At 72.1% G+C, this 23,883-nt stretch carries 20 protein-coding genes; 8 read left to right on the top strand and 12 right to left on the bottom strand.

From position 1 onward, the window contains the following. Nucleotides 1-120 precede the first annotated feature (120 nt). Nucleotides 121-987 carry an ABC transporter ATP-binding protein gene (locus tag R4Z62_RS00205; protein WP_491518761.1) on the bottom strand — a complete coding sequence of 289 codons (867 nt, stop codon included), beginning with the start codon at nucleotides 985-987 and terminating at the stop codon, nucleotides 121-123. A gap of 286 nt (nucleotides 988-1,273) precedes the next feature. Next, nucleotides 1,274-2,236, bottom strand: a complete 963-nt coding sequence (locus tag R4Z62_RS00210; protein WP_491518762.1) for a helix-turn-helix domain-containing protein — start codon at nucleotides 2,234-2,236, stop codon at nucleotides 1,274-1,276. Nucleotides 2,237-2,402: 166 nt separating this feature from the next. Here R4Z62_RS00210 and R4Z62_RS00215 point away from each other — a divergent pair, with 166 nt between their 5' ends. Further along, complete coding sequence (locus tag R4Z62_RS00215) at nucleotides 2,403-4,046, top strand: APC family permease (RefSeq protein WP_491518763.1); 1,644 nt, start codon at nucleotides 2,403-2,405, stop codon at nucleotides 4,044-4,046. A 116-nt stretch (nucleotides 4,047-4,162) separates the two neighbouring features. Here the strand turns inward: R4Z62_RS00215 and R4Z62_RS00220 are convergent, their stop codons facing one another. Continuing rightward, nucleotides 4,163-5,029 (bottom strand): class I SAM-dependent methyltransferase, encoded by an 867-nt coding sequence (locus R4Z62_RS00220; RefSeq protein WP_491518764.1) that lies wholly within the window; start codon nucleotides 5,027-5,029, stop codon nucleotides 4,163-4,165. 137 nt (nucleotides 5,030-5,166) lie between these two features. After that, nucleotides 5,167-6,000, bottom strand: a complete 834-nt coding sequence (locus tag R4Z62_RS00225) for a PIG-L family deacetylase (protein ID WP_064530832.1) — start codon at nucleotides 5,998-6,000, stop codon at nucleotides 5,167-5,169. Between the two features lie 446 nt (nucleotides 6,001-6,446). Between R4Z62_RS00225 and R4Z62_RS00230 the strand changes: the two genes are divergently transcribed. The 3 genes from R4Z62_RS00230 (at nucleotide 6,447) to R4Z62_RS00240 (ending at nucleotide 8,948) form a co-directional block, all read left to right on the top strand. Next, nucleotides 6,447-7,784, top strand: a complete 1,338-nt coding sequence (locus R4Z62_RS00230) for a hypothetical protein (protein WP_159393051.1) — start codon at nucleotides 6,447-6,449, stop codon at nucleotides 7,782-7,784. A 175-nt stretch (nucleotides 7,785-7,959) separates the two neighbouring features. Beyond that, nucleotides 7,960-8,763 (top strand): acetoacetate decarboxylase family protein, encoded by an 804-nt coding sequence (locus tag R4Z62_RS00235; protein WP_491518765.1) that lies wholly within the window; start codon nucleotides 7,960-7,962, stop codon nucleotides 8,761-8,763. 11 nt (nucleotides 8,764-8,774) lie between these two features. Further along, on the top strand, nucleotides 8,775-8,948 hold the full coding sequence (locus tag R4Z62_RS00240; protein ID WP_079158774.1) for a CGNR zinc finger domain-containing protein: 174 nt from the start codon (nucleotides 8,775-8,777) through the stop codon (nucleotides 8,946-8,948). A 97-nt stretch (nucleotides 8,949-9,045) separates the two neighbouring features. Here the strand turns inward: R4Z62_RS00240 and R4Z62_RS00245 are convergent, their stop codons facing one another. The 8 genes from R4Z62_RS00245 to R4Z62_RS00280 all read right to left on the bottom strand — a co-directional run bounded on the left by R4Z62_RS00245 (nucleotide 9,046) and on the right by R4Z62_RS00280 (nucleotide 18,058). Beyond that, the gene (locus R4Z62_RS00245) at nucleotides 9,046-10,245 is read right to left on the bottom strand and encodes a Gfo/Idh/MocA family protein (RefSeq protein WP_491518766.1); all 1,200 of its coding nucleotides are present in this window, start codon (nucleotides 10,243-10,245) and stop codon (nucleotides 9,046-9,048) included. Nucleotides 10,246-10,366: 121 nt separating this feature from the next. Beyond that, nucleotides 10,367-10,942, bottom strand: coding sequence for a discoidin domain-containing protein (locus R4Z62_RS00250; RefSeq protein WP_491518767.1), 576 nt, complete (start codon nucleotides 10,940-10,942; stop codon nucleotides 10,367-10,369). Next, a complete protein-coding gene (locus R4Z62_RS00255; protein WP_491518768.1) occupies nucleotides 10,846-12,591 on the bottom strand; it encodes a right-handed parallel beta-helix repeat-containing protein in 1,746 nt (581 codons plus the stop codon). Before R4Z62_RS00255 ends, R4Z62_RS00250 begins: the two co-directional genes overlap by 97 nt. Nucleotides 12,592-12,731: 140 nt before the next feature. After that, nucleotides 12,732-12,902 (bottom strand): hypothetical protein, encoded by a 171-nt coding sequence (locus tag R4Z62_RS00260; protein ID WP_491518769.1) that lies wholly within the window; start codon nucleotides 12,900-12,902, stop codon nucleotides 12,732-12,734. Further along, entirely contained in the window at nucleotides 12,899-14,356 is a 1,458-nt protein-coding gene (locus tag R4Z62_RS00265; protein ID WP_491518770.1) for a M1 family metallopeptidase, read from the bottom strand. Before R4Z62_RS00265 ends, R4Z62_RS00260 begins: the two co-directional genes overlap by 4 nt. Next, the gene (locus R4Z62_RS00270) at nucleotides 14,353-16,026 is read right to left on the bottom strand and encodes an extracellular solute-binding protein (RefSeq protein ID WP_491518771.1); all 1,674 of its coding nucleotides are present in this window, start codon (nucleotides 16,024-16,026) and stop codon (nucleotides 14,353-14,355) included. Before R4Z62_RS00270 ends, R4Z62_RS00265 begins: the two co-directional genes overlap by 4 nt. Nucleotides 16,027-16,146: 120 nt before the next feature. Further along, a complete protein-coding gene (locus R4Z62_RS00275; protein ID WP_491521814.1) occupies nucleotides 16,147-17,007 on the bottom strand; it encodes a carbohydrate ABC transporter permease in 861 nt (286 codons plus the stop codon). 91 nt (nucleotides 17,008-17,098) lie between these two features. Then, nucleotides 17,099-18,058 carry an ABC transporter permease gene (locus R4Z62_RS00280; RefSeq protein ID WP_237305267.1) on the bottom strand — a complete coding sequence of 320 codons (960 nt, stop codon included), beginning with the start codon at nucleotides 18,056-18,058 and terminating at the stop codon, nucleotides 17,099-17,101. 256 nt (nucleotides 18,059-18,314) lie between these two features. Between R4Z62_RS00280 and R4Z62_RS00285 the strand changes: the two genes are divergently transcribed. The 4 genes from R4Z62_RS00285 to R4Z62_RS00300 all read left to right on the top strand — a co-directional run bounded on the left by R4Z62_RS00285 (nucleotide 18,315) and on the right by R4Z62_RS00300 (nucleotide 23,866). Next, nucleotides 18,315-19,385, top strand: coding sequence for a hydroxyacid dehydrogenase (locus R4Z62_RS00285; RefSeq protein ID WP_491518772.1), 1,071 nt, complete (start codon nucleotides 18,315-18,317; stop codon nucleotides 19,383-19,385). A gap of 74 nt (nucleotides 19,386-19,459) precedes the next feature. Further along, a complete protein-coding gene (locus R4Z62_RS00290; RefSeq protein WP_491518773.1) occupies nucleotides 19,460-20,641 on the top strand; it encodes a LacI family DNA-binding transcriptional regulator in 1,182 nt (393 codons plus the stop codon). Nucleotides 20,642-20,969: 328 nt separating this feature from the next. After that, nucleotides 20,970-22,391 (top strand): M60 family metallopeptidase, encoded by a 1,422-nt coding sequence (locus tag R4Z62_RS00295; protein ID WP_491518774.1) that lies wholly within the window; start codon nucleotides 20,970-20,972, stop codon nucleotides 22,389-22,391. Nucleotides 22,392-22,507: 116 nt separating this feature from the next. After that, nucleotides 22,508-23,866, top strand: coding sequence for a M60 family metallopeptidase (locus R4Z62_RS00300; RefSeq protein WP_491518775.1), 1,359 nt, complete (start codon nucleotides 22,508-22,510; stop codon nucleotides 23,864-23,866). Nucleotides 23,867-23,883 lie beyond the last annotated feature (17 nt).

The raw sequence follows: 23,883 nt of genomic DNA on the forward strand, positions 1-23,883 counted from the left end.
TTGCTTTCTTGCTTTCTTGCGTTGTCGCGATGGCGCGTGGGCGCGTCACGGCGGTGGATGCGCCGCTTCGGGTGCGGCCGGGGGGGACGCCGCTTCTGGTGCGAGGACGGTGGCGCCGGTTCAGGCGGGGTGGCGTCCGAGGGGGTCGATGCGCAGCCGGCCCGTGCGCGGGTCGAGGGCGACCTCTACACGGATGTCGTAGACCTCGCCGATGTTCTCCGCGGTCAGGACATCGACCGGGGCTCCGGCCGCGTGCACGCGGCCGGAGCGCATCAGGACCAGCGTGTCCGCGACGCGGGACGCGTGGTCGAGGTCGTGCAGCACGATCCCGACCGCGATGCCGTGGTCCTCGACGAGGTCGCGCACCAGGTCGAGCGTCTCGATCTGGTAGCGCAGGTCCAGGTGGTTGGTCGGTTCGTCCAGCAGGACGACGCCGGTGTCCTGGGCCAGACAGGCGGCGAGCCAGACGCGCTGCATCTCGCCGCCGGAGAGTTCCCCGACCGGCCGCCCGGCCATGTCCCGTACGCCGGTGACGCCCATCGCGTGCTCGACGGCGCTCCGGTCCTCGGCACTCGGTCCGGCGAAGCCGCGCCGGTACGGGTGGCGGCCGAACGCCACGACCTCCGCGACCGTCAGCCCTTGCGGCGCGGGGCGCGACTGGGAGAACAGCGTGACCTCGCGGGCGAACTGACGGGCGCTGAGCAGGGCCGTGTCGCGCTCGGGCCGTCCGGGGGCGGCGCCGAGCGCCACGCGGCCGCCGTCCAGCCGGTGCAGTCGGCACAGCGCGCGCAGCAGGGTGGACTTGCCGCTGCCGTTCGGGCCCACCAGTGCGGTGGCACGGCCGGGTTCCAGGGCCAGGGAGACACCGTGGACGACCGGGGTGCCGCCGTAGCGCAGGACGAGGTCGTGCCCGGTGAGGGCGGATACCGGCTTGGCGGGGCCGGCGTCGGCCGCGGGGCCGGCGGGCCGGGAGGGGCTTGTGAGCATCGGTGGGTCCGGACGGTCGGAGGGACAAGGGCTGTGGGACAAGGGCTGTGGCACCCTCCGTCCGGCCGTCTCCGGCCGGGCAGCGGACTCTCCCCCGAACGGCGGTGCCGTGCGCGGTGAGCAACAACTAAGGGTTACCTAACTCCGAGCAGGTTATATTCCGCTCGCCACGTCGACAATCAGGAGATCTGGACACCCGATACGGGATTCCGGACACCGCGGGAAGCGGCACCGGGCGGCGCGGAGCGGCGGGCCCGGCCATCGCGCCGGGACGTGTCGGGCCGGGTCAGGCCGCGTCGGTACGGCCCTCGACCGAGTCGGCCGCACCGGTCGGATCGGTCGAGCCGGCCGCACCGGTCGAGCCGGCCGAGCCGGTCATGCCAGCCGCATCGGGCGAGTCCGCCGCGTCCGTCGAGCCCGTCGAGCCCGTCGAGTCGAAGAAGGCTCCCGGTGTGGTGCCCATCACCCGTCGGAAGGCGGCGATGAAGGTGCTGGGCTGCGCATAGCCGAGCGTCTCGGAGACGGTCATCACGTCGAACCCCTCGGACAGGAGCGTCAGCGCCCGGTGCACACGCAGCACCTGCCGCCACTGCGCGAACGACAGTCCGGTCGCCTGGCGGAACGCCCGGGTGATGGTGCGGTCGCTCATGCCCAGGCAGCCCGCCCAGTCCTCCAGCGAACGGCCGTCGGCGGGGTCGTCCAGCAGGGTCTCGGCGATCGTGTCGATCCGCGGGTCGCCGGGCAGCTGCAACGCGAACCGGTGCCGCGAGGGCCGGAGCACGTCGAAGACGACCGATTCCGCCCGCGCCCTGGCCGCCGTGTCGAGATCCGTGCGGGACAGATGGGTCAGCAGCGCCTCCAGCAACGGCGTCATCGCGATCGCCTGCGGTTCCGCCGACGCGAACGGTGTGCGGTCGGGCGCGAAGAAGGCGTCGTGGAACCGGGCGCCGGCCGTCGCCCGGCCCGCGTGCACCACTCCGGCGGGCAGCCACAGCCCGTGCCCCTCGCACACGGTGAAGACGCGGTCCGCCACCCGGGACGTCAACGTGCCCCCGCGTACCCAGACGAGTTCGTGCAGGACGTGCGAGTGCGGCGCCCATTCCGTGGGAACGGAGGGCACATGCAGCCCGGCGGTGATGACGAAGGCGTCCTGCGCCCGAGCGGGCATCGCGGCGGCCCGGCGCACCACGGTGCCCTTCTCGCGCCGCCACATCCCGGGGTTCGCTGCACTGCGGGACGAGCGGACCATGCGCCCGAGTCTATCCGGGGGCGCCGAGCCCCCGGCGGACGGGGCGCTCGGGCGGCGCCGCACCATCGCGTCGACAGCCGTCCGCCGACGCGGTCGTCCTCTCGGCCTCGGCCCTGCGTGGCCGCTACTCTCGACGCACCTGCGACGAGAGCGAGGAGGCGGTCCCGTGCCTCAGGACCGGTCGGCCGGTGGGGGCGCGGCCCCGGCGGCGGTGGACCAGGAACGGCGGCTGCGCCGGGACCTGGGCTTCTGGGGACTGACGGCGATCGCGTTCTCCAACATCGTGGGCTCCGGGTGGCTGTTCGCCGCGATGTACGCGGCGCAGACCGCGGGCCCGGCGTCCTTGCTGTCGTGGGTGGGAGCGGGGCTGCTGTGCGTCCTGGTGGCGCTGGTGATGATCGAACTGGGCGCCTCCCGGCCGGAGGGCGGCGGCACGGTGCGCTGGCCGCTGTATGCCGGAGGACGGCTCGTGGGCACGCTGATCGGCTGGTCGGTGCTGCTGTCGGTGGGCGGTACCGCGGCGGAGATCAGCGCGATCATGCAGTACGCCGGGCACTACCTGCCCGGCATCTACCGCGGCGGTTCCCTGACCGCCGCCGGTCTCGGCGTGGCCGCGGCGCTGAGCATCGTCCTGACGGTGCTGAACTGGTTCGCGGTGCGGTTGTTCGCCCGGCTGAACAACCTGCTGTCGGTCTTCAAGATCGCGGTGCCCGTCGTCACGGTGGTGGCGCTGCTGGCGTCCGGCTGGCACGCCGGGCGCCTCACCGACCACGGCGGATTCGCGCCGTACGGTTACGCCGCCTGCCTGTCGGCCCTCGCCGGCGGCGGCATCGTGTACTCGGTGAACGGCTTCCAGGCGCCCCTGGACTTCTCCGGCGAGACCCGCGACCCACGGCGCACCGTGCCCGCCGCGGTGCTGACCGGCATCGCCCTGGCCGTCGCGATGTATCTGGCGTTGCAGGTCGCGTTCCTGTTCACGGTGCCGGAGGGGGCGCTCGGGCACGGCTGGCACGGCGTGGACTTCGACTCGCCGTTCGGCCAGCTGGCGCTGCTGCTCAACCTGCACTGGCTGTCGGTGCTGCTGTACGCGGACGCCGTCGTCTCGCCGGGCGGTTCGGCGTACGTCGGGGTGGCGCTGGACGCCCGGCACACCTACGCGCTGGCCAAGAACGGCACCCTGCCGCGCTGGTTCATGGCGGTGGAGCCGCGCTCGGGAATCCCGCGCCGGGCGCTGGTGCTGAACCTCGCGGTGATCGTGGTGTTTCTGCTGCCGTTCGGCGGCTGGCAGCACATCGTGAGTGTGATGGGCGACATGTATCTGCTGACCTACGCGGCCTCCGCGGTGGCGGCCGCGGTGTTCCTGGCCGACCCGGACAGCGGCACCGCGGGCTGGGTGCCCGGACTGCGCTGGATCGCTCCGGTGAGCTTCGCGGTGGCGGCCGAGTTCGTGTACTGGTCGGGCTGGCACGATCTGCGGCTGGCGCTGCCGCTGGTGCTGGCCGGGCTGCTGGTGTTCCTCGCCATGCACCGCGGCACCGCGGCGGGGCGGCCGCTCGCCGCGGAGCTTCGCACGGGTGCGTGGCTGGTGGTGTTCCTCGCGGTGCTCACGCTCCTGTCCTGGCTCGGCTCGTTCGGCGGCTCCGGACGGCTCCCGGCACCGTGGGACTCACTGACGGTGGCGGCGTTCGCCTTCGCGGTGTTCTTCTGGGCGGTACGGGCGGGCACGGGCTGGCTGCGGGAGTCCCGGCGCACGGGCGGAGGCCCCTTGCCCGGCGCCACGTCACCGGAGGGCTCCTCACCGCGCCCGTAGGCGTACGAGCAGGAGTGGCCGGCCATGTGTCGGGGAGGGTGAGGAGCGAGAAGGGCCCGGGGAACGCTCACCGCCTGCGCCGGACCCCGCATCCGGGACCCGGCACCCGATACCCGTCAGGACCGGGAGGCGTTCTCCCGGCGGATCGCCGAGATCAGTCCGCCGGGCTGCTCCGCGCGCCGCGGCGGGGTGCTGACCGGGCGGCCGTAGGCGGCGGCGCGCTCGCGCAGGGTGTGGCCGACGGCCTCCCAGCCGTGTCCCGCCAGCCAGGCCACCGGGTCGTCGGGCATCTCCGAGACCCACATGGAAGCCGCCGAGCCCGGCGCGGCGTCCGCGCCGAAGCGTTCGATCGTGCCGCGCGAGCCCAGGGTCAGCCCCATCCGGCTGCCCGCCGCCGACTGCGTACTGATCCGGGCCAGCAGCAGTTCCACCGCGTCCTCGGGCAGATAGATCAGGAGACCCTCTGCGATCCATACCGTCGGGACGGCAGGGTCGTGCCCCACGGCGGCCAGCGCGCCCGGCCAGTCCTCCCGCAGATCGGCCGCGACGGTGATCCGCTCGCAGCGCGGGACGGCCCGCTCCCGGCGCAGCACCGACGCCTTGAAATCCAGGGGCGCGGCGGTGTCGACCTCGAACAGCCTGGTGCCCGCGGGCCAGTCGATCCGGAAGGCCCTGCTGTCCATGCCGGCGCCGAGCAGCACGACCTGCCGGATGCCGGAATCGGCGGCCTGCCGCACCAGGTCGTCGAGGAACTTCGTCCTGATGACGATGGAGAACGACACGGCCGACCGGCGGCGGCGCGCGGCCTCGTCGCCGGGCGGCGGCGAGGAGGGCCACAGGCCGCCGGCCGCGGCGAAGGCCCGTGCGAGCGGGTCGCGGAACAGCGCGTCCTCCCGCTCGGTCTCCAGCGCCCGGACCCTCGCCACCCCCACGGCCGTGGCCCAGACCCCCGAAGGCCGCAGCCGCTCCTGGTCATCAGTCACCGCGTCAGCGTAGACGGCGGGCACGACGAGCGGCCCACCGGGCGTCGCTCGTCGTGCCCTGGGCTGCCGGATCGGTGCGATCCGGCAGCGGCGGAGTCAACGGTCGTACGGGGAGCAGGGGACCTCCGGGTGCGGGGTCAGCGCAGCCCGGCGAAGAGGTCGTCCTCGGGCAGGGCCGCTCCGGTGGTGTCCTGGACGCGTACGAAGGTCTCCATGCCCATCAGCTCGCCGAACCGCTCCTGGCCCATCTTGAGGAAGAAGATGTTCTCGCCCTGACTGGCGTGCGCGGCCAGCGCGTCGAACTTCTGGCCGCTGAACGCGGTGGTGTCCACCCAGGTGGTGACCTCACCGTCGGGGAGACCTATCTCGGCCATCGCGGCGGCCTCGGCGGGATCCGGTTCCGGCATGTCCTCGTGGAACTCGCGCATGGCCTCCTCGAAGCGCCGCATCGTCGAGTGGGGCATCGTCGTCCAGTACACCTTCGGTGTCAGGTCGGTCATCTTCACTGCCGCCATGGTGATGCGGTGGGCCTGGATGTGGTCGGGGTGGCCGTAGAAGCCGTTCTCGTCATAGGTGACGACCACGTCGGGCCGGTAGTGCCGCATGAGTTCCGCGAGCCGGGCGGCGCCCTCTTCCACGGGGGTCCGCCAGAAGGATCCCGGCGCGTCGTTCCCCGGCCAGCCCATCATCCCGGAATCGGCGTAGTCCAGCATCTCCAGGTCGCTGATCTTCAGGATCTCGCAGCTCGCTTCGAGTTCTCGACGGCGCATCGCGACGACGGTCGCCGGGTCGTGTCCCGGATCGCCGGGCTTGACACCTCCCGGCCCGTCCCCGCAGCCGCCGTCGGTACACGTCACGAGAACCGTGCGGACGCCCTCCGCCGCGTACCGCGCGAGGATCCCCCCGGTTCCGGTGGCCTCGTCGTCGGGGTGGGCGTGCACGGCCATGAGCGTCAAGGGCCGGTCGGCCATAAGGTCCTCCTGCGTATACATGTGTCGGTTCGCGTGTGCGGCGGGTCTGCCGCGGGTCGCGAGGGCCCGGATCCTGCCGGGACCCGGGACGACGGTCCTGTCCTCCGTGTCCCCGCCCGTGCGGTCCCGCCCCCTCGGTCCATGCAACAGCGCCGGACGAACCGGCTGTTCCCGGCCGCACCGAACATCTTGGCACCGGATCGCGGGGTGGCCGGCGACACCGGGGTCAAGAGGTGATCTCCAGCCGATCTGGGCGCCCGGCACGGCGGAGCGCCGACGCGGGCTACCAGTCGTCCGGCCGCCGACCCTAGAGTTCGGGGACGGGTGCCGTCGGCGCCGTGTCGGCGGTACGGGACCCACCGGACCGCTGCGCGGATGCGCCGGTCGCCCATGTATCCGCGGCTGTTCGAACAGGTCGGCCGGTGGCCGAGAGGTGGGGGCAGGAAATGGCAGGAATCAGTCGACGGGGGCTGCTGCGCGGGGGTGTGGTGGCGGGGGCCGTCACGGTCCTGGGGGGCGCGGCCGCGGGGGCCGGAGCCAGTGCCGCGGGAATCAATCCGACGGTTGCGGGTGAGGCGGCGCACGTCCGGACGCTGCGCAAGGCGCTGGACGACGCGGCGGCGGGCATCGTCGGCCCGCACGGTGTCGACGGCAAGGGCCGGATCATCGTGAAGGCCGGGTACGCGGGTGTTCCCACCTACACGCTGCTCAAGACCCTGGTCATCGGCGGCAACACGGCTCTGGACGCCACCGGTGCGCGGTTCGTCGCCAAATTCGGCACCGTCATGCGGCAGTACAAGCTGGACCGGACCAATCCGCACTCCCCCAGTCCCGCGTACGTGACAGACAGCCAGGGCATGTTCACCGCGCCCGCCGTCAGCGGCACCAGGTCCACCATGCTGATCAACCATGTCGCCGCGGGCACGACGGGCTATTCGGCCCCGGGCAACATCATGGTCAAGGGCGGTGAGTGGGACCCCATATCGGCGTGGGTGTGGGCGGATTCGGGGGCGGCGCGGGCGCGTGCCGACAAGGCCCCGCCGATGAACGTGCTGACCTTCACCCACACCCAGGACGTGGAGGTCGAAGGCGTGACGGTCTGGAACGTCAAGTGGTGGCACGCGGTGGAACTCAACGCCGTGCGCCGGGGCGCGGTCCGGGACTGCTTCTTCAAGGGCTGGGTCGAGAATCCCACGTGGGGCCTGTGGCAGGGTGAGGCCGTCCAGCTCGACCTCCCGCTCGCGAACAACACCTGGGCGGGGGCCAGTGACGGCACACCGACCGTGGATGTGCAGGTCCAGCGCAACTACGCCGGTGCGTCCGGCTCCCAGCCGTCCTGGGCGAAGCTGGTCGGCTCGCACACCGGCGGCGAGAAGGTCGGCCAGGTGCACGCGCGCGTCCTGATCGAGGGCAATGTCGTGGACAACGCCAAGTGGGACGCCATCGGCGCGATGAACACCACCCAGATCACCGTCCGCGGCAACACGATCAACAACAGCGTCGGCGGGGTCTACGTCAGTTCCGTGTCGGCGAGGACGGGCAGCCAGCCGCCCGTCCAGGGGGGACCGAATCCCATCTCCGGGATAGACATCGTCGACAACCAGGTGACGATCACGCCAGGCGCTTCGGGAGTCGCGCGCAACGCGGTGCGCGTCAGCGCGGACACGGTCGGGTTCGTCTCACCGGTGAGCGATGTCCTGGTCACCGGCAACCAGGTCAGCGGCGGGAGCTTCTACTACACCCCGAACGTGACGTTCCGGCCCGGCACCACACCCCAGCGCTGAGCCCTTTCCCAGCAGGTCCGTTCGAGGCCCCGGTCGGGGTGGCCGCCCGGAGGACGGCCACCCCGACCCCGTACGCCCTCGCGGTCCGGGCCACTCCGGGCCGGCCGTCCGGCACCACGCCCCCCTTGTTGACGGTGCTTACATCCACGGCTACCGTGATGTAATCACCGCTAACATGCGAGCGAGGGAGCAGCGCCATGTCATCGCCTTCCGGCGGCTGCCCAAGACACGTGTCGACTCCCCCATCGGCCCCACCCTCACCCCGAACTTCTACTACCGCGTCTCGACCGCCCGGCTGACGATGCTTGCCCCGTCCCGCGCGGTCCGCTCCCGGCTGCCCCGGGAGCTGGCGCCGCTGGAGGTCGCGCCGGGTCTGGGACTGGTGTCGGTGATGTTCTTCCGGTACGACGTGTGCGACATCGACTTCTACACCGAAGCCGCCGTGGGCGTCGCCGTGAAGCCGGCACGGCACGGCAGGCTCGGGTTCGTCGATCTGGTCGCCGACCTCAAGAACGAGCACCTCGACACCTACGTCCTGTCGCTGCCGGTGAGCACGGAGATCGCCCAGGTGCGCGGCCACGACGGCTACGGCTTCCCGAAGTGGGTCACCGGGCTGGACGTCGGCATCGGCACCGACCGGACGACGGCGCGCGTGGCCAACGACGCCGGCGGGACCGACCTGGCGCTCTCGGCGGCGACACCGGCCCAGACCACCCACCGCAGCGGTGAGCGGGTCTCGTCCCTGACCTCGTACACATCGATCGGCGGGGCGTGGCACGCGACGCTGAGCCAGACCCATGTGCTGTCGGCCGGGACCGCACTCCTCCCGCGCGGTGTCGCGCTCCAGGTCGGGGAGGGCCGGATGGCCGACGACCTGCGTTCCCTCAGGCCCGTCCGGCCGGTCCGGTTCGACGTCATGACCGAGGGTCAGCTCGCCCTGCACATGCCCGTCCCGACCTCGGTCCGGAGCCCGGAGTGAGGAGTCCCGTCATGGCCACCTCCCTCTGGCTCGGCGCACACGGCTACCGCGCATGGGGCCGCTGCGCCGCACCCTGCTGCGACCTCCGCTTCATCGACACGGGACGCCGCGCCCCGCAGCGCTCCTGCTCGACCCGCTGCGGAACGCGGGTCCGGGTCGCCGCCCACCGCCGTCGGAGCCGGTGACCCGCGGCGACGCCGCCGTCCGCGTGGGCCGGGCCGGCGCGTCGGCGCCCGACGCCACTCCCGCTCTCCCGGCATCGGCCGAGGGCGCGGGTCCCCGCTACCGCTTCGTCTGGCCTCGCTCGAAGTACGCGGCCAGTTCCGGGTCGAGGGCGGGGACCTCGTGGGGTGTGCCGCCCGCGCGCAGCGACTCGGTGGCCCGCACCCCGGCCGCGACGGCCATGCGCGCGGCGACCGGCGAGGTGTCGGTGACACCGCCGTCGCGGGCGAAGCGCACGAACTCGTCGATCAGGAGGGGGTCGGCGCCGCCGTGTCCGGCGTCGTCCGCGGCGTCCGGGACGGGGTACTCGGCGTCGGCTTCGGGGCGGTGGACGGAGCGGCGGGAGTTCCACACCTTCACCACCGCCCCGGGGCCGTCCCCGAAGTTCTCCAGCCGTCCCGCGTCCCCGATCACGGTGTAGTTGCGCCAGTAGTCGGGGGTGAAGTGGCACTGCTGGTAGGCCGCGAGTACGCCGTTGTCGAGGCGCATGTTGACGAGGGACACGTCCTCGATGTCGATGACGGGGTTCAGGCCGCGCTGGGTGTGCGGCGGCCAGTGGCCGTCCTTCGTGTACCAGTCCTCGTGCTTGGGTTCACCGGGTGCACGCCGGTGCGGACTGTCGCCGTAGACCATGAGGTCCCCGAGGGCCTGGACCCGCTGGGTGTAGCCGTTCGCGAGCCAGTGCAGGACGTCGATGTCGTGGGCGGCCTTCTGTAGCAACAGGCCCGTGGTGTACTGCCGTTCGGCGTGCCAGTCCTTGAAGTACCAGTCGCCTCCGTAGCCGACGAAGTGCCGTACCCAGACCGTCTTGACCGCGCCGATCTCGCCGCGCGCGATGATGTCGCGCATCAGCCGGACGACGGGCATGTGGCGCATGTTGTGACCGACGTAGAGGCGGCTTCCCGTGTCGTGGGCGGTGCGCAGGAGGGCGTCGCAGCGTTCGACGGTGATGTCGAGAGGCTTCTCGACGAAGACGGGCCTGCCCGCTTCGAGCGCTTCGCGGGCGATGTCGGTGTGGGTGTGGTCGGGGGTGAGGACGAGGACGGCGTCGACGTCCGGGTCCGCGATCACCTTGTGGTGGTCGCCGCAGATCAGCGCGCCGGGGAACGCCTGGGCCGCGTCCGCCCGCGCGGCCGGGTCGTGGTCCGCGAGCGCCGTGACCCGGGAGCCGGCTCCCGGCCGGTGCGCGGTGCGGGCGATGCTGCCGCGCAGTCCGTATCCGATGACGCCGAGGCGCAGGTCGCTGGGGGCGTCGGTCATGACGTGACCGCCTTTCCGTTGAATCGTGGATCGAGTGGTGCCGTGCGGCGAGGGAGCAGGGAGCGTGCGTGCGCCGCGGACCCGGTGAGCGGTCCGCGGCGCGTCACTGCGGGGGCGGGAGCTACGGATGCGCCAGGACGTGGGCGAGCGCGACCCGTCCGGTGCCGGTGAGCCGGACGCGGAGGTAGCGGGCGTGGGTGTCGGTGTCCAGGAGGGTGGGGCGCAGTGCCTTGCCGGTGATGTGCGTGGTGACGGCGTCGGAGAAGTCGGCGGAGGCGGCGAGCTGTACGTCGAAGTCGGTGGTGGTCATGGCGCTGTCGTTCCATATCTCGACCTGTCCGACGTGGTGGACGGCGCCCAGGTCCACCTGCCACCAGGCGCCCGCCTCGGAGAGGGTGCGGGTGTCGGTGGAGGTGTCGCCGTCGGTGGCGCGGGCCGCTGTCGCCGTGCCGTCCGTGGACGACTGGGTGGCGGTGGCGGTGCCGGTACGGGCCAGGTCGGGGCGGAGCTGTTCGACGCCGCCCGCGCGTCCGGCGCCGGCGGCCGCGGCGACCCGGGCGGCTTCGGCGGGGAGCCGGTCCAGCTTCGTGCGGTTGCCGGTCATGGTCGAGCCGGTGCCGCCGAGAGTCGGGGCGTCGGTGTCGGTCCAGTTCCCGGTGGCGTGGTTGTCGATGCCGTAGTCGGCCCAGTTGGACACCCACTTGTAGCCGACACGTGTGATGACGTTCCGGGCGACGGTGATGTGGCTGGACTGCTCGTCGAGGTAGATGCCGTTGCCGTCGCGCTCGGTGTTCCCGTACGCGCTCCGGTTGATGTAGTTCCCGGAGACGACGGTGCCGGGCTGGGCGCCCTGGGTGTGGCGGCCCCGTCGTGCTGTGCGTCCTCGACGAGCATGACGTCGGTGATCCGGTTGTCCGTGATGCGGTTGTCGCGGAGCACGGACTGCCGGGCCTCGGGCTGGTTCCAGCCCCAGCCGACGGAGATGCCGGAGTAGGGAAGGTGGTCGAGGGTGTTGTGGTCGATGACGGTGCCGGCCTCGTAGCCCGCCCACATGCCCACGGAGTCCGTGTACTCCACGCCCGTGCGGCTGACGGTGTTGTAGGAGACCGTGTTGCGGGCCCCGGTGAGTTCGGGGGCCGGCATGGGTTCGGTGTCACCGATGTAGGCGGCGCCGGAGGAGAGGTCGGTGAAGCGGGAGCGGGTGAGGGTGGAGTCCTGGGTGCCCTGTTCGAAGACGACGCCCGCACCGCCGAGGTGGGTGAAGCTGCCGTGGTCGATCACCACATGGCGGCCGGCGCGTACGGTGAGGGCGGCGGCGGGCTTGGTGTAGAAGCGGCCCGCGTGGTCGACGGGGCCGGTGGCGCCGGTCAGGGTCAGTCCGGCCTGGGTGCCCGCGTAGCCCTCGTCGGTGTCCGGCTGCCGGTAGGCGGCGTAGGCGAAGCCGATGCCGCTGACGCGGACGTCATGGGCGCCGTCGAGGACGAGGAGCCCCTCGGTGACCGGGGTGACGGCCCGGGAGCGGCGCGGGTTCTCGCCCTCGCGGGGCAGGTAGGTGACGGTGTGCGCGGCCGAGTCCCATACGAACTCGCCGGGTGTGTCGAGGAGTTCGCGGGCGTTCTCGAAGTGGGCGACGCCGCTGTAGCGGGCGGAGTCGACGGTCGTCGTGTCCCAGGACGGTCCGGTGCGGTCGGTTCCGGAGGCGGAGTTGGTCCAGCAGGGCTGGGCGAAGGTCAGGAGGTCGCCGGTGACGGCGGCGATGCGGCAGTGGTAGTTGCGCCAGCGGACGCTGATGACCGCCTCGGCGTCGGTGGGGCGGGCCCAGTGGGCGATGCCGGTCTTCTCCGCGCCGGTCATACCGGACTTGGTGGCGTCGCAGACGGCGGCGGCGCAGGCCCCTCCCCGGGCGCGCACGGCGCGTCGCCCGTCGACGAACAGCTGGCGCGGCGCGACGCCCCCGGGCACCTTCGCTGTCCAGGTGCCGTCGGCGTTCACGGACCAGCCCGTCAGGGTGCGGCCGCCGGAGAGCACGGGGTGCGCGCCGCGCGCGGCGATCCAGATGACTTTGGAGTCCTGGGCACCGAGCCGCAGCGGCGCGTCCAGTTCGTATGTCCCGCCGGCGAGTTCGACGCGTACGTCCCGGCCGCCGATGGCGCGGGCGGCGTTCCGCGCCCCCTCGACGGAGCAGGGGTGCCCCTGGGTGCAGCGGGATCCCGAGCCATGGGGTGCGGCGTGCAGGACCTTGGGCGAGGGGGCCGCCTGGGCGGCGGGCAGCGGGCCGAGGAGCAGGGCGGCGCCGGTGAGCAGGGCGGCCGCGGCGGCGCGGGCCGCGGGGGTGAATGGTCGCATGCGAGGACCTTCCGCTCGGACGGCCCGCCGCACAGGGGCGGGCCGGGACGATGGGGTGCGGCGTTCGGGTGCGAGGGTGGGGCACGCTTCTTTCGCGCGGGGCGGGACGGCGGGGATGCGGCGGGGCGGGTCCTGCCGGGTCAGCCGGCCATCGGCACCGGCCGGTGGCAGGTCGTGCCGGGGCCGGAGAGTCCGGGACCGGTGAGTCCGGGACCGGTGAGTCCGGGACCGGTGAGTCCGGGACCGGTGAGTCCGGGACCGGTGAGTCCGGGACCGGTCACGCCATGGCCGGTCATGCCGGGCTCGGTCATGCCGTGGTCGTCCAGTCCGGGTGTCCCGGCATCGGCGGGTTCTTCGCGCCGAACAGCCAGTCCCGCAGGAACCGGTCAAGCGACCGGTCGCCCGTCACGGTCACGGCGTGGGCGATGAAGTCCTCGCTGGTGACCGTGCGGCCCTTGAAGCGGCGCGGCCACAGGCCCATGATCCGGTCGAACTTCCTCGATCCCACACGGAGTCGCAGAGCGTAGAGGACGAGTGCGCCGCCGTCGTAGATGTTGGTGCCGCCGAGGGCGGCCGGCAGTCCGGGCGGCCCGTCGCTCGCGCGGACCGCGTCGAGCTTGGCATACGTCGCCTTCATCTTCGCGGCCATGTCCGACCAGCCGCGCTCCTGGCTGTAGAGCGCGGCGTAGTACACGGCCGGCCCCTCGTTGAGCCATGCCTGTTGCCAGTCGTGCGGCGTCACGCTGTCGCCGAACCACTGGTGGGTCAGCTCGTGCACCATGGTGTTCTCGTACGTGGGGTGGCCGTCGGCGTCGGGCTTGAACCAGTTGGTGCCCATCAGGGTGAGGGTCGTGTTCTCCAGGGCGTCGGTGTATCCGTCGTAGATGTGGATGCCGTACACGGAGAACGGGTAGCGGCCGAACTTGCGCTCCAGCCAGGCGAGATGGTCGGCCGTGCGAGCCACGACCGGCGCGTACTCGTCCTCGCGGCCCCGCGGGACGATGTGCCGCAGCGGCAGCCCGGTGTGCGAGGTGCCGTACAGATAGGTGCCCTTGACGACGGCGATGCCGAGCAGTTCCGTCGGCATGCGCTCGCGCAGGGCGAAGTGCCAGACGGTCGCGCCGTCGGCACGCTTGTCCTTGCGGGTCAGGACACCGTTGGCGGCCGCGACGTATCCGGCGGGCGCGGAGAGGTGGAAGGTCCAGGTGGCCTTGTCGGAGGGTGTGTCGTTGCAGGGCAGGAAGGTGTCGGCCCGCGACGACTGCGCGGCGCAGGCGAAGCCGCCGTCCGAGCCGAACCGCCAGCCGGTCAGCCCGGACCGCGCCGCCTTGCCGTTGCCGTGGTAGGCGACCGCGACCTGGAACGGGGCGCCCTTGCGGAGCGGTGCGGCCGGGGTGACCGTCAGTTCCTGGCCCGACATGCCGAGGGACAGGGTGTGGGAGGCGCGGCGGCCGTTGACGGTGACCGAGTCGATGGTGTGGCCGTCCGTGTCCAGGTTGAACGCCGAAAGGTCCTGCGTCGCCCGCGCGTTCAGCTTCACCAGCGCGGTGAAGTCGTAGGTCACCGGGGTGAAGTCGAAGGTGAGGTCGTAGTGGTCGACCTGGTAGCCGCCGTTGCCGAGGGTCGGGAAGAGGGGGTCGCCGACGCCGTCGGAGCCGGGGCGGGGGTCGAAGCCCGCGGCCTGGGCGGGCGAGCCCAGCACCGGTACGGTGACCGCGGCGGCGACCGCCGTCTTGGTGAGGAACGCGCGTCTGCTGGTGGTCACTTCTTCCCCTTCTGCGAGGCCTGCTCGAACTCGGCGCGGCAGGTGTCGCCTCCGGCGCGGCGCCACTTCTTGACCAGCGCGTCGTACGCGGACATCGGCTTGCGCCCGGTGATCAGGTCCTTCAGGCCGTCCAGGTGGATGGTGTAGAGGCTGCCGGACCCCTTGGAGTCCCAGGTCGGCGAGGAGTAGCCGAGGGTGGGGTCCTCGATGAGCCTGGGGATGAGCACCGTGTACGCCTCGTGTACATAGCGGGCGGCCTCGGGATGCGTGGCGCTGAAGAACGCGGGTGTCGCGGAGGCGAGTTTGCCCCACGGCACGGTCACGTCCTGGGTGCCCTGCTTGGTGAGGACGGGCGTGCCGTTCGCGTCGCGCCGGTAGTCGGTGTTCTCCACGCCGTAGTTGATGAGCGTGTATTCGAGGGATCCGAACGGCGAGGCGGCGAAGTCGGCCAGGCGCAGCAGCTCCTTCACCCGCTGCTCTCCGGCCTTGGTGATGTAGCAGTTCTGGAGCGAGACGTTGTCGGTCCAGGTGACCGCGTCCTTGCCGACGGGGACCATGGGCCGTACGTCGAAGGACTTGTCGATGGCCGCCATGGAGTCGACGTAGCCGGTGGCCGTGGTCAGGTACGAGGGCATGCCGTCGTAGACGTAGGCGGCCTTGCCGTTCTTGAACAGGTCCGTGTACTGGGCCTTCTGGGCCCCGGACATCTGCACGGTGCCCGGGTAGAAGCAGCCCGCCTTGTAGAGCTTGGCGGCGGTCTCGACCGCGTAGCGGTACTTGTCGTCCTCCAGCTGGTAGCGCCACTTGCCGGTCTGCCGGTCGAAGTGCCAGAAGTGCTGGGCGCCGGCGGACATCGCGAGCAGGATGGTGCCGCTGCCGGTGAAGAAGTACTGCCTCTTGCCGGTGTCCGTGAGGTCCTTGGCCAGCTCGACGAGCCGTTCGATGCTGTCGATCTGGTCGAGGCCGGTGACACCGGCCTGCCGCAGCAGGTCGGCCCGGTAGAAGCCCGCGCCGCCGGTGCCCGAGCGGGCGATGGGGATGCCGTAGAGCTTGCCGCCCTTGATGGCGTCGCGCCAGGCGTACTGCGGGACGGCCGCGAGGTTCGGGTAGTCCTTGACCTTGTCGCCGGAGAGGTGGGGGCCGAGGTCGGCGCACTTGGCGGCGAGGAACGAGCCCATGTTGTCGACGCCGCCGGTCTCCGGGTACATGAAGATGTCCGGCAGCTGGTCGCCGGCGACCATGGTGGAGAACTTGGCCGGGTAGTCGTCGGCGGGTACGGCCGTGAAGTCGACCTCGGTGCCGAGCAGTTTCTCGATCTCCCGCCAGGCCGCGTTCTTGCCGCGCTCGGGCGGCAGCGGCGCGAAGGTCTCGGTGACGGCGGTGATCTTCTTCGCGCCCTTGAGCGGGGTGCCCCGGGTGGCGCGGGCCAGTTCGGCCGGGTACTTCAGGAAGGCGTTCGGGACGCCCGCCGCGGTGCCGGGCAGGTCGGCCTTGATGCCGATGTTGCGCACCGTGGTGCTCGGCAGCAGACCGGCGCTCTTGGCCTCGGCCTTGGCCGCGGTGCCGCCGTCGCCGCACGCGGCGAGCAGCGGTGCCGCGGCGACGGCGAGACCGGCGCCCGCACCCCAGCGGAACAGGGTGCGGCGGTCGACGGATGTGGTGCCGGACATGGCGGGACTCCTCAATACGAGGCGGGCACGGGAGGATTCGGGGTGCGGGGGATGCACGGGGCCGCGGGGCGGTCCGGGTGGTGCGGCCGGACGCGGCGGCCCCGCCCTTCGGCGGCGCGGTCAGCCCTTGACGGCGCCGGTGAGGACGCCCTTGGTGAAGAACCGCTGGAGGAAGGGGTAGACGAGCAGGATCGGTACGACGGCGATGACCAGTACGGCCATCTGGACGGCCTGCTGCGGGGCGACGACCTCGCCGGCCGCCGCGGTGTCGAGGTTCTGGCCCTGGAGGATGAAGGTGCGCAGGACCATGGGCAGCGGCCACTTGTCGTTGTCGCCGAGGTACAGCAGCGCGTTGAAGTACGCGTTCCAGTAGGCGACGGCGTAGAACAGCCCGACGACGGCGATGACCGCCTTGGAGAGCGGCAGGACGACGCGGACCAGGGTCCGGAAGTCGCCCGCGCCGTCCACCTTCGCCGCGTCGTACAGCTCCTCGGGCAGGTTCATGAAGAAGGCCCGCATCACGACGAGGTTGAAGGCGCTGACCATGGTGGGCAGGACGAGCGCGGCGAAGGTGTTGTAGAGCCCCAACTCTTTGACCAGCAGGAAGTTGGGGATGACGCCCGCGTTGAAGAGCATGGTGAACAGGGCGGTCATGAGGATGGACCGGCCGCCGACGATGCCCCGGCGCGACAGCCCGTACGCCATGCCGATGGTGGCGAGGAGGCTGCAGGCGGTGCCCACGACGGTGACGCCGACGCTGACGAACAGGGCGCGGGTGACCCGTCCGCCGGTGAACGCGGTCCGGTAGGCGTCGAGGCTCGGGTGGTCGGGCCACAGGACGAGCCCGTTGGACTTGATGATGTCGCTCTGCGAGGCGAAGCTCGTGCCGATCACCCCGAGCAGCGGGTACGCCACCAGGCCGACGACGAGCACCAGGGCCAGGCCCTTGAGGACGAGACCCATCCGGGTGGGTTTCTCCATCCACGGGGGACGGGCACCGGAGGGGCGCAGCTCTCCCGCCTCCGGGGCGGGCCGGGCGGCGCGCACGCGGCGCGTCTTCACAGCGGACGTCTCAACGGTCAGCACCGCGGTACACCCCTTCATGGCCGAGCCGGTGGGCGAACTTGTTGGCACCGATGACGAGGACGGTGCCGATCACTGCCTTCACCAGGCCGACGGCGGCGGCCGTTCCCCACTGGTTGTCCTTGATGCCGTGGAAGTAGACGTAGGTGTCGAGGACTTCACCGGCGTCGGGTCCGACGGCGTCGCGCTGGAGCAGGATCTGCTCGAAACCGACGGTGAGGATGTTGCCGAGGTTCAGGATGAGCAGCAGGACGAGCACCGGGGAGAGGCCGGGCAGGGTGACGTGCCAGAAGCGGCGCCACCGGGCCGCGCCGTCCATGGCCGCCGCCTCGTACAGGCCGCGGTCGATGGAGAGCAGCGCCGCGAGGACGATGATGGTGCCCCAGCCGGCGTCCTTCCACATCACCTGGAGCGCGAGCAGCCAGGGGAAGGCGTTCGGGTCGGTCGTCATGTCGTAGCGCGGCAGGCCGAGCGATCCGAGTACGTCGGGCACGACGCCCGCGCCGCCCAGGATCTGCTGGAAGATCGAGACGATGATCACCCAGCCGATGAAGTGCGGCAGATAGACGACGCTCTGCACGAAGCGGCGCAGTCTGTCGCTGACGATGCTGTTGAGCAGCAGGGCGAGCGCGATGGGCACCGGGAAGAACAGGACGAGCTGGACGAGCGCGATCTCCAGCGTGTTGCCGGTCGCCGACCAGAAGTCGGGGTCGGCGAAGGCCGTCGAGAAGTTGGTGAAGCCGGTCCAGGCGCTGTGCATGTAGCCCAGGTAGGGCTGGTAGTCCTGGAAGGCCACCAGGTAGCCGAGCAGCGGTACGTAGTGGAACACCACGAAGTACAGGAAGCCGGGCAGGCACAGCAGCAGCATCACTTTGTCGCGCTTGACGCGCTGCCAGAGGGTCTTGCGGGGAACGCGGTCGACGGCGGTCGGTGGTACGGAGACAGTCATGGAGCGGTCCTGTTCGGCCGGTTGGCGCAGGAACTGGTATCTGCGGCGGCAAGTTAGTAAGCGGTTAACCCCACCGTCAATAGATCCGTCGATCTGACGGGTCGTGATGACGGCGCGAACAGGCCAGTTATGCGGGGTATTTCTGCTGCAAACGGGGCAACTCGGCTGTCAGATTTTCTTCCCGACCTTGACGGTCCAGCGGCGCGCTCCCTAGCGTTCGGTCCGCCATAGAACACGTTTACTGTCCGGAGGCAGGGTGCGTACCACTGACGAGGCGCCGGTCGAGGCCACGGCCGCCGACGCCACACCGCCCCCGCGGCGGCCCCGCACGGTTCTCGCGATGGACTCCTCCGTCGTGGACGACGTCTTCCCGCCGTCCGTACGGGCGCGCCTGGAGGAGACCGCGGACATCCGGCCTCCGTCGGTCGTGGCGGAGTTCACCAGCCCGTCGGCGCGCGCGGCCCTCGCCGAGTGCGAGGTCCTGCTCACCGGCTGGGGCTGCCCGCCGGTCGACAGGGCCGCGCTCGACCGGGCGCCCCGGCTGCGCGCGGTGATCCACGCGGCCGGCACCGTGAAGACGTTCCTGGGCCGGGAGGCCTACGAGCGCGGCATCGCCGTCTCCTCGGCGGCGGCGGCCAACGCGGTGCCGGTCGCCGAGTTCACGCTCGCCGCGATCATCCTGGGCGCCAAGCGCGCCTTCCCGCTCGCCCGTCTCTTCCAGGACCGGCGCACCCACCGCACCGACGCCGACCTGGACCGCCACCACTGGCTCGGCACCCGCGGCATCACCGTCGGCGTGGTCGGCGCCTCCCGCATCGGCCGCCGCGTCACCGAGCTGCTGCGCACCCTGGACGCCGAGGTGCTGCTGTACGACCCGTACATCGGCGACGCCGAGGCGGGGCTGCTCGGCGCCACCCGCACCGACCTGGACACCCTGGTGGCGACCAGCGACGTGGTGACCCTGCACGCGCCGGACACCCCGGAGACCCGGCACCTGCTCGACGCCCGCAGGCTGGGCCTGATGCGTCCGGGCGCGCTCCTCGTGAACACCGCGCGCGGTCCGCTCGTGGACACCGCCGCCCTCACGGACCACCTGGTCAGCGGCCGGATCGACGCCGTTCTCGACGTCACGGATCCCGAACCGCTGCCCACCGGGCACCCGTTGTGGGACCTGCCCAACGTCTTCATCACCCCGCATCTGGCCGGCGCCCAGGGCAACGAGGTGGGCCGGCTCGGCGCGCTCGCCGTCGACGAACTGGCCCGGTACGCGCGCGGCGTGCCGCTGGCGCACGCCGTGCTCCTGGAGGACCTGGAGCGGATCGCGTGAGCGCAGCCGCGCCGCACGCCATAGTCTCTGGGGCGGCGGGCCGAGCACAGGCAGACCAGCACGACCATCAGGGGGTGGACCGGATGTCCCGGCAGAGTTCCACGGCACCCGGGCCGGACGGCGAGGCACAGGGCGACGGGCAGGGGGAGCGGAGCGGGCAGCGCCGCGCGACCGTCGTCGACGTCGCGCGGCGGGCCGGTGTGTCCACGGCGACCGTCTCGCGCGTCATGAACCGCAACTACCCGGTCGCCGCGGCCACACGCGAACGCGTCGAGGCGGCCATGCGGGAGCTGGGCTATGTGGTCAACGCCCATGCGCGGGCGCTGGCCGGTGCCTCCGGCCGCACCGTCGGCATCATCGTCGGGGAACTGATCGACCCGTTCTACGCGTACATCGCGCGCGGCGTCGAACGCGAGGCCACCGCCGGTGACCGGCTCTGCCTGGTGTGCTGCACCCAGGGCGACCCGCAGCGGGAACTCGCCTTCATCGAGCTGATGCACGAGCGGCGCGCGGATGCCGTGGTGCTGGTCGGCGGCAGCGTCGAGGACCGCGCCTACAAGGCCGAACTGGCCCGCAGGGCGCGCGAACTGGACGCGGGCGGTTCGAAGCTGGTGCTGTGCGGACGGCCCTCGCTCGGCGAGGACGTCCCGACGGTCGGGGTGGAGTACGACAACGAGGGCGGCGCCTTCGCGATCACCGACCATCTGATCACCCAGGGCCACGAGCGGATCCTCTACCTGGGCGGGCCGCCCGGCCTCTCCACGGCGCGGGACCGGCTCGCCGGACACCGGCGCGCGCTCGAACTGCGCGGCATCCGGCGGGACCCGCTGCTGGAGCAGCCGGGCGCCTTCAGCCGTGCCTTCGGTCACCGGCGCATGACCGAACTGCTGCGCGACGGGCCGGAGTTCACCGCCGTGTTCGCCGCGAACGACATCGTGGCGGCCGGCGCGGCGCAGGCCATGGAGGAGGCCGGGGTGCGCGTCCCGCAGGACATGTCGCTGGTCGGCTACGACGACATCCCGGTGGCCCAGGAGCTGCGGCCCCGGCTGACCACCGTCCGGATCCCGCTGGAGGAGATGGGCCGGCAGGCGGTGCGGGTGGCGCTCAACGGCGGGGACGAGGACGACTGGCGCGCCCCGACGACCGGGACGCTGCGCCTGGGTACGCACATCGTCGTGCGGGAGTCGGCGGGGCCGCCGCGGAGCGGGGTCGCGGGGAGCGGGGGCCCGGGGAGCGGGCGGGCACGCCGGGGCTGAGGCGCGCGGTCTCTGTGACCGCGCGCCTCCTGAGACCTGGGTGCGCGCGGTCTCCGGGCCTGCTCGCACACCCAGGTTCCGGGGGCTCAGGGGACCCGGCGCCTGGGCCCCGGGGACGCCTTGACACTCGTACCGCCGGTCTCCTGCGGTGTCGGGCACATGAATGTGCTCGATCCTGCTCGCAAGAGCGCTGGTTCGCATAGTAACGAGCAGAAACTCGCCGCACCCCCTTGCGACCGGACAGCAAACGCTTACATGCTGACGTGCAGCGCCGCCCGCTCGTCCCGCCCGTCGCCCCGACGCCGTTCGTCCCCATGGGAGTTCCCGGATGCGCCCTGCCCACAAGCCTCTCCCCGTCCCCGCCGCGCCGCCCGTCGCCGGCCGTCGTGCCGTGCTCGCCGCACTGGCGGGTGCCGGTGCGGCCGTGGCCCTCGGCGGCGGATCCGCGGCCGCCTCCCCCGCGTCGGCCGCCTCCCCCGCGCCGCACGGCGCCGGGAGCGGCGACACACTGCTCGTGGAAGCCTTTCCGGACGCCGAGACGGAGCGGCTGCGGCTCGACCGGTCGCTGCGGGCCAGTGAGTTCATCCCCACCGGCCGCTACGCCGCGCCCGGCGCGACCGTCACCCTCCGGGTGCGGCCGGGCCACGGGGTGCTCCCGGTGCTGCACATCGGCACCTTCGACGACTACAACACGAACACGGACCTCAAGGCGCCCCGGGTGTTCCGGCTCCGTCCGGGCCTGAACAAGGTCGTGGACCGCTACGGCGGGCCGGTGTACCTCAGCTTCGCCGGGCACGGGCAGCGTGCCGCCGTCACCTTCGTCTCCGGCGCCCGGCCGATGGCCGTCTTCGAACTGGGCCGGACGAGCGAGCGGGAGTTCCAGCGGCGGCTCGACACCGTCACCGACGTCCCCTGGGTCGAACTCGTCACGGCACGGGCGGTCCTGACGCTCACCCGCGAGGGCGCGCTGCTGTACCGGGACGAGGACCACACCGCCCTGATGTCGCTGTTCGACACCGTCATCGGCTCACACGACCGCGTCAGCGGCCTCGACGGCCGCCGGCCCCTCGACCGGCCCAAGGCGGGCCGGTACCACTTCAACGAGGTCAGCGTCGTACCCAACGGCGTCGGCGCGTACGCCTGGCACGGCTTCAACGGCTTCCCCCGCGCCTATATGGACCGCCTGTGCACGGTCAGCGGTCTCACCACCCGCGGCTGGGGTCTCTACCATGAGCTGGGACACCTCAACCAGCAGGCCGCGTACCAGGCCGGCAGCCTCACCGAAGTCACCGTGAACATCTACTCGCTGGCGGCGCAGCGCACCCTGGGACAGCCCTCGAACCTTCTCACGGTCGACGCGAGGACGGGCCTGAACTGGTTCCAGTCCGCCCGCGCCAAGCTCGGTACCCCCGGTCTCTCCTACGTCGACGACCTCGGCGCCTACGAGCAACTGGTCCCGCTGCGCCAGCTGGAACTCGCCTTCGGCGACGACTTCTGGCCCCGGCTGCACCGGCTGGTCCGCACGGAGCACCAGCACGACGCGCCGGTGGAGGACTACGACCATCCGCCGGAGGTCGAAGCCCGCCAGTACCGCGCCCTCGCCACCTACGCCTCCCGCACGGCGGGCCGCGATCTGACGGACTTCTTCGTCGGCACATGGGCGATGCCGATCGACGCGCGAGGCATCGCGGAGATCGCCGCCCTGCGCCTGCCGAAGCCGGGCACGGACCCGAGCACGCTCTCCGACTGACGGCACTCCACCGCGCCATCCGTGTCCCCGCCCGCGCCGAGGACGCCGCGACAACCGGGCCGTGGCGCGCCACTCCCCCAGCCCACCGTACGGATCGCCCCGAGGAGACGATGTCCATGCGCACCCCCGCATCCCCGTCCCGCCGCTCCGCCCTCGCCGCGGCCACGGGCGCCGCGCTCGCCGTCGGCGGCCTCGGCGCCGGTGCCGCCCGCGCCGCGGGCCCGGCCGGCGCCGCGAGCACCGCCCATGGCCCCGGCGACCTCGTCGTGCCGCTCGTCGCCCGTCCCTCCGCCGAGGCGGAGCGGCTGCGCCTCGGCCAGGCCCTGCGTGCCAGCGAGTTCCAGCCGACCGGCCGCTATGTCCCGCCGGGCACCGCGCTGCGCTGCGACGTACTGCCCCACCACGGTGCGGTGCCGACCCTGTGGATCGGGCAGTGGGACTACTACGGCACCGTCACCGCACCGCGCAGCTATCCGCTCGGGCCCGGCGCGAACACCGTGACCGACCCGCACGGCGGACCCGTGTATCTCACCCTCGAAGGCGACGGGCAGCGCGCAGCGGTCCGGCTGCGGAGCGGTTCCGTGCCCATGCCGGTCTTCAGGCTCGGGCGCACCTCCGAGGCCGGCTACCAGCACCAGTTGGACACCTGCACCGATGTGCCGGTCGTCGAGCTGCACGGGCCGCGCTCGATCGTGACGCTCACCCGGGACGGAGCACTGCTCTACCGCGACGAGGACCACGCGGCGCTGCTCACCCTCCTGGAGCGGATCATCGACGCCGAGTCCGACATCAGCGGTCTGGACGGCTCGAAGCCGGTACACCGGCCCAAGGCCGGCGGCTACCACTTCACCGAGGTGTCGGTGGTGCCGTCCGGCGTCGGCGCGTACGCGACACACGGGTACAACGGGTTCCCGCACGCCTATCTCGACCGGGCCACCACGGTGGAGGGACTGCTCACCCGCGGCTGGGGGCTGTACCACGAACTGGGGCATCTGCATCAGCAGTTCGCGTACAAGCCGTCCGGGCTCACCGAGGTCACGGTGAACATCTACTCCCTGGCCGTGCAGCGCGCCCTCGGCCGGCCCTCCAACCTCCTCACCGTCGACCCGAAGACGGGCCTCGACTCCTTCCGGTCCGCGCGGGCCAAGTTCGGCACGGCGGGGCTGACGTACGAGAAGTCCTTCGGCGCGTACGAGAAACTCGTGCCGCTGCGCCAGCTGGAGCTGGCCTTCGGCGCGGACTTCTGGCCCCGACTGCACAAGCTGGTGCGCGAGGAGAACCCGCAGTCGGACTCCACCGAGACGGCCCGGCGCTACCGCGCGCTCGCCACGTACGCCAGCCGGGTCGCCGGACGCGACCTCACCGACTTCTTCGTCACCACCTGGGCCTTCCCCATCGACGCCGAAGGCCGCGCCGAACTGGCCGCGCTCCACCTCCCCGCACCGTCGACCGACCCGGCCGCGCTGACCGACTGATCCCGCAGGAAGAGATC

The organism is Streptomyces sp. PL-25 (genome assembly GCF_058344915.1).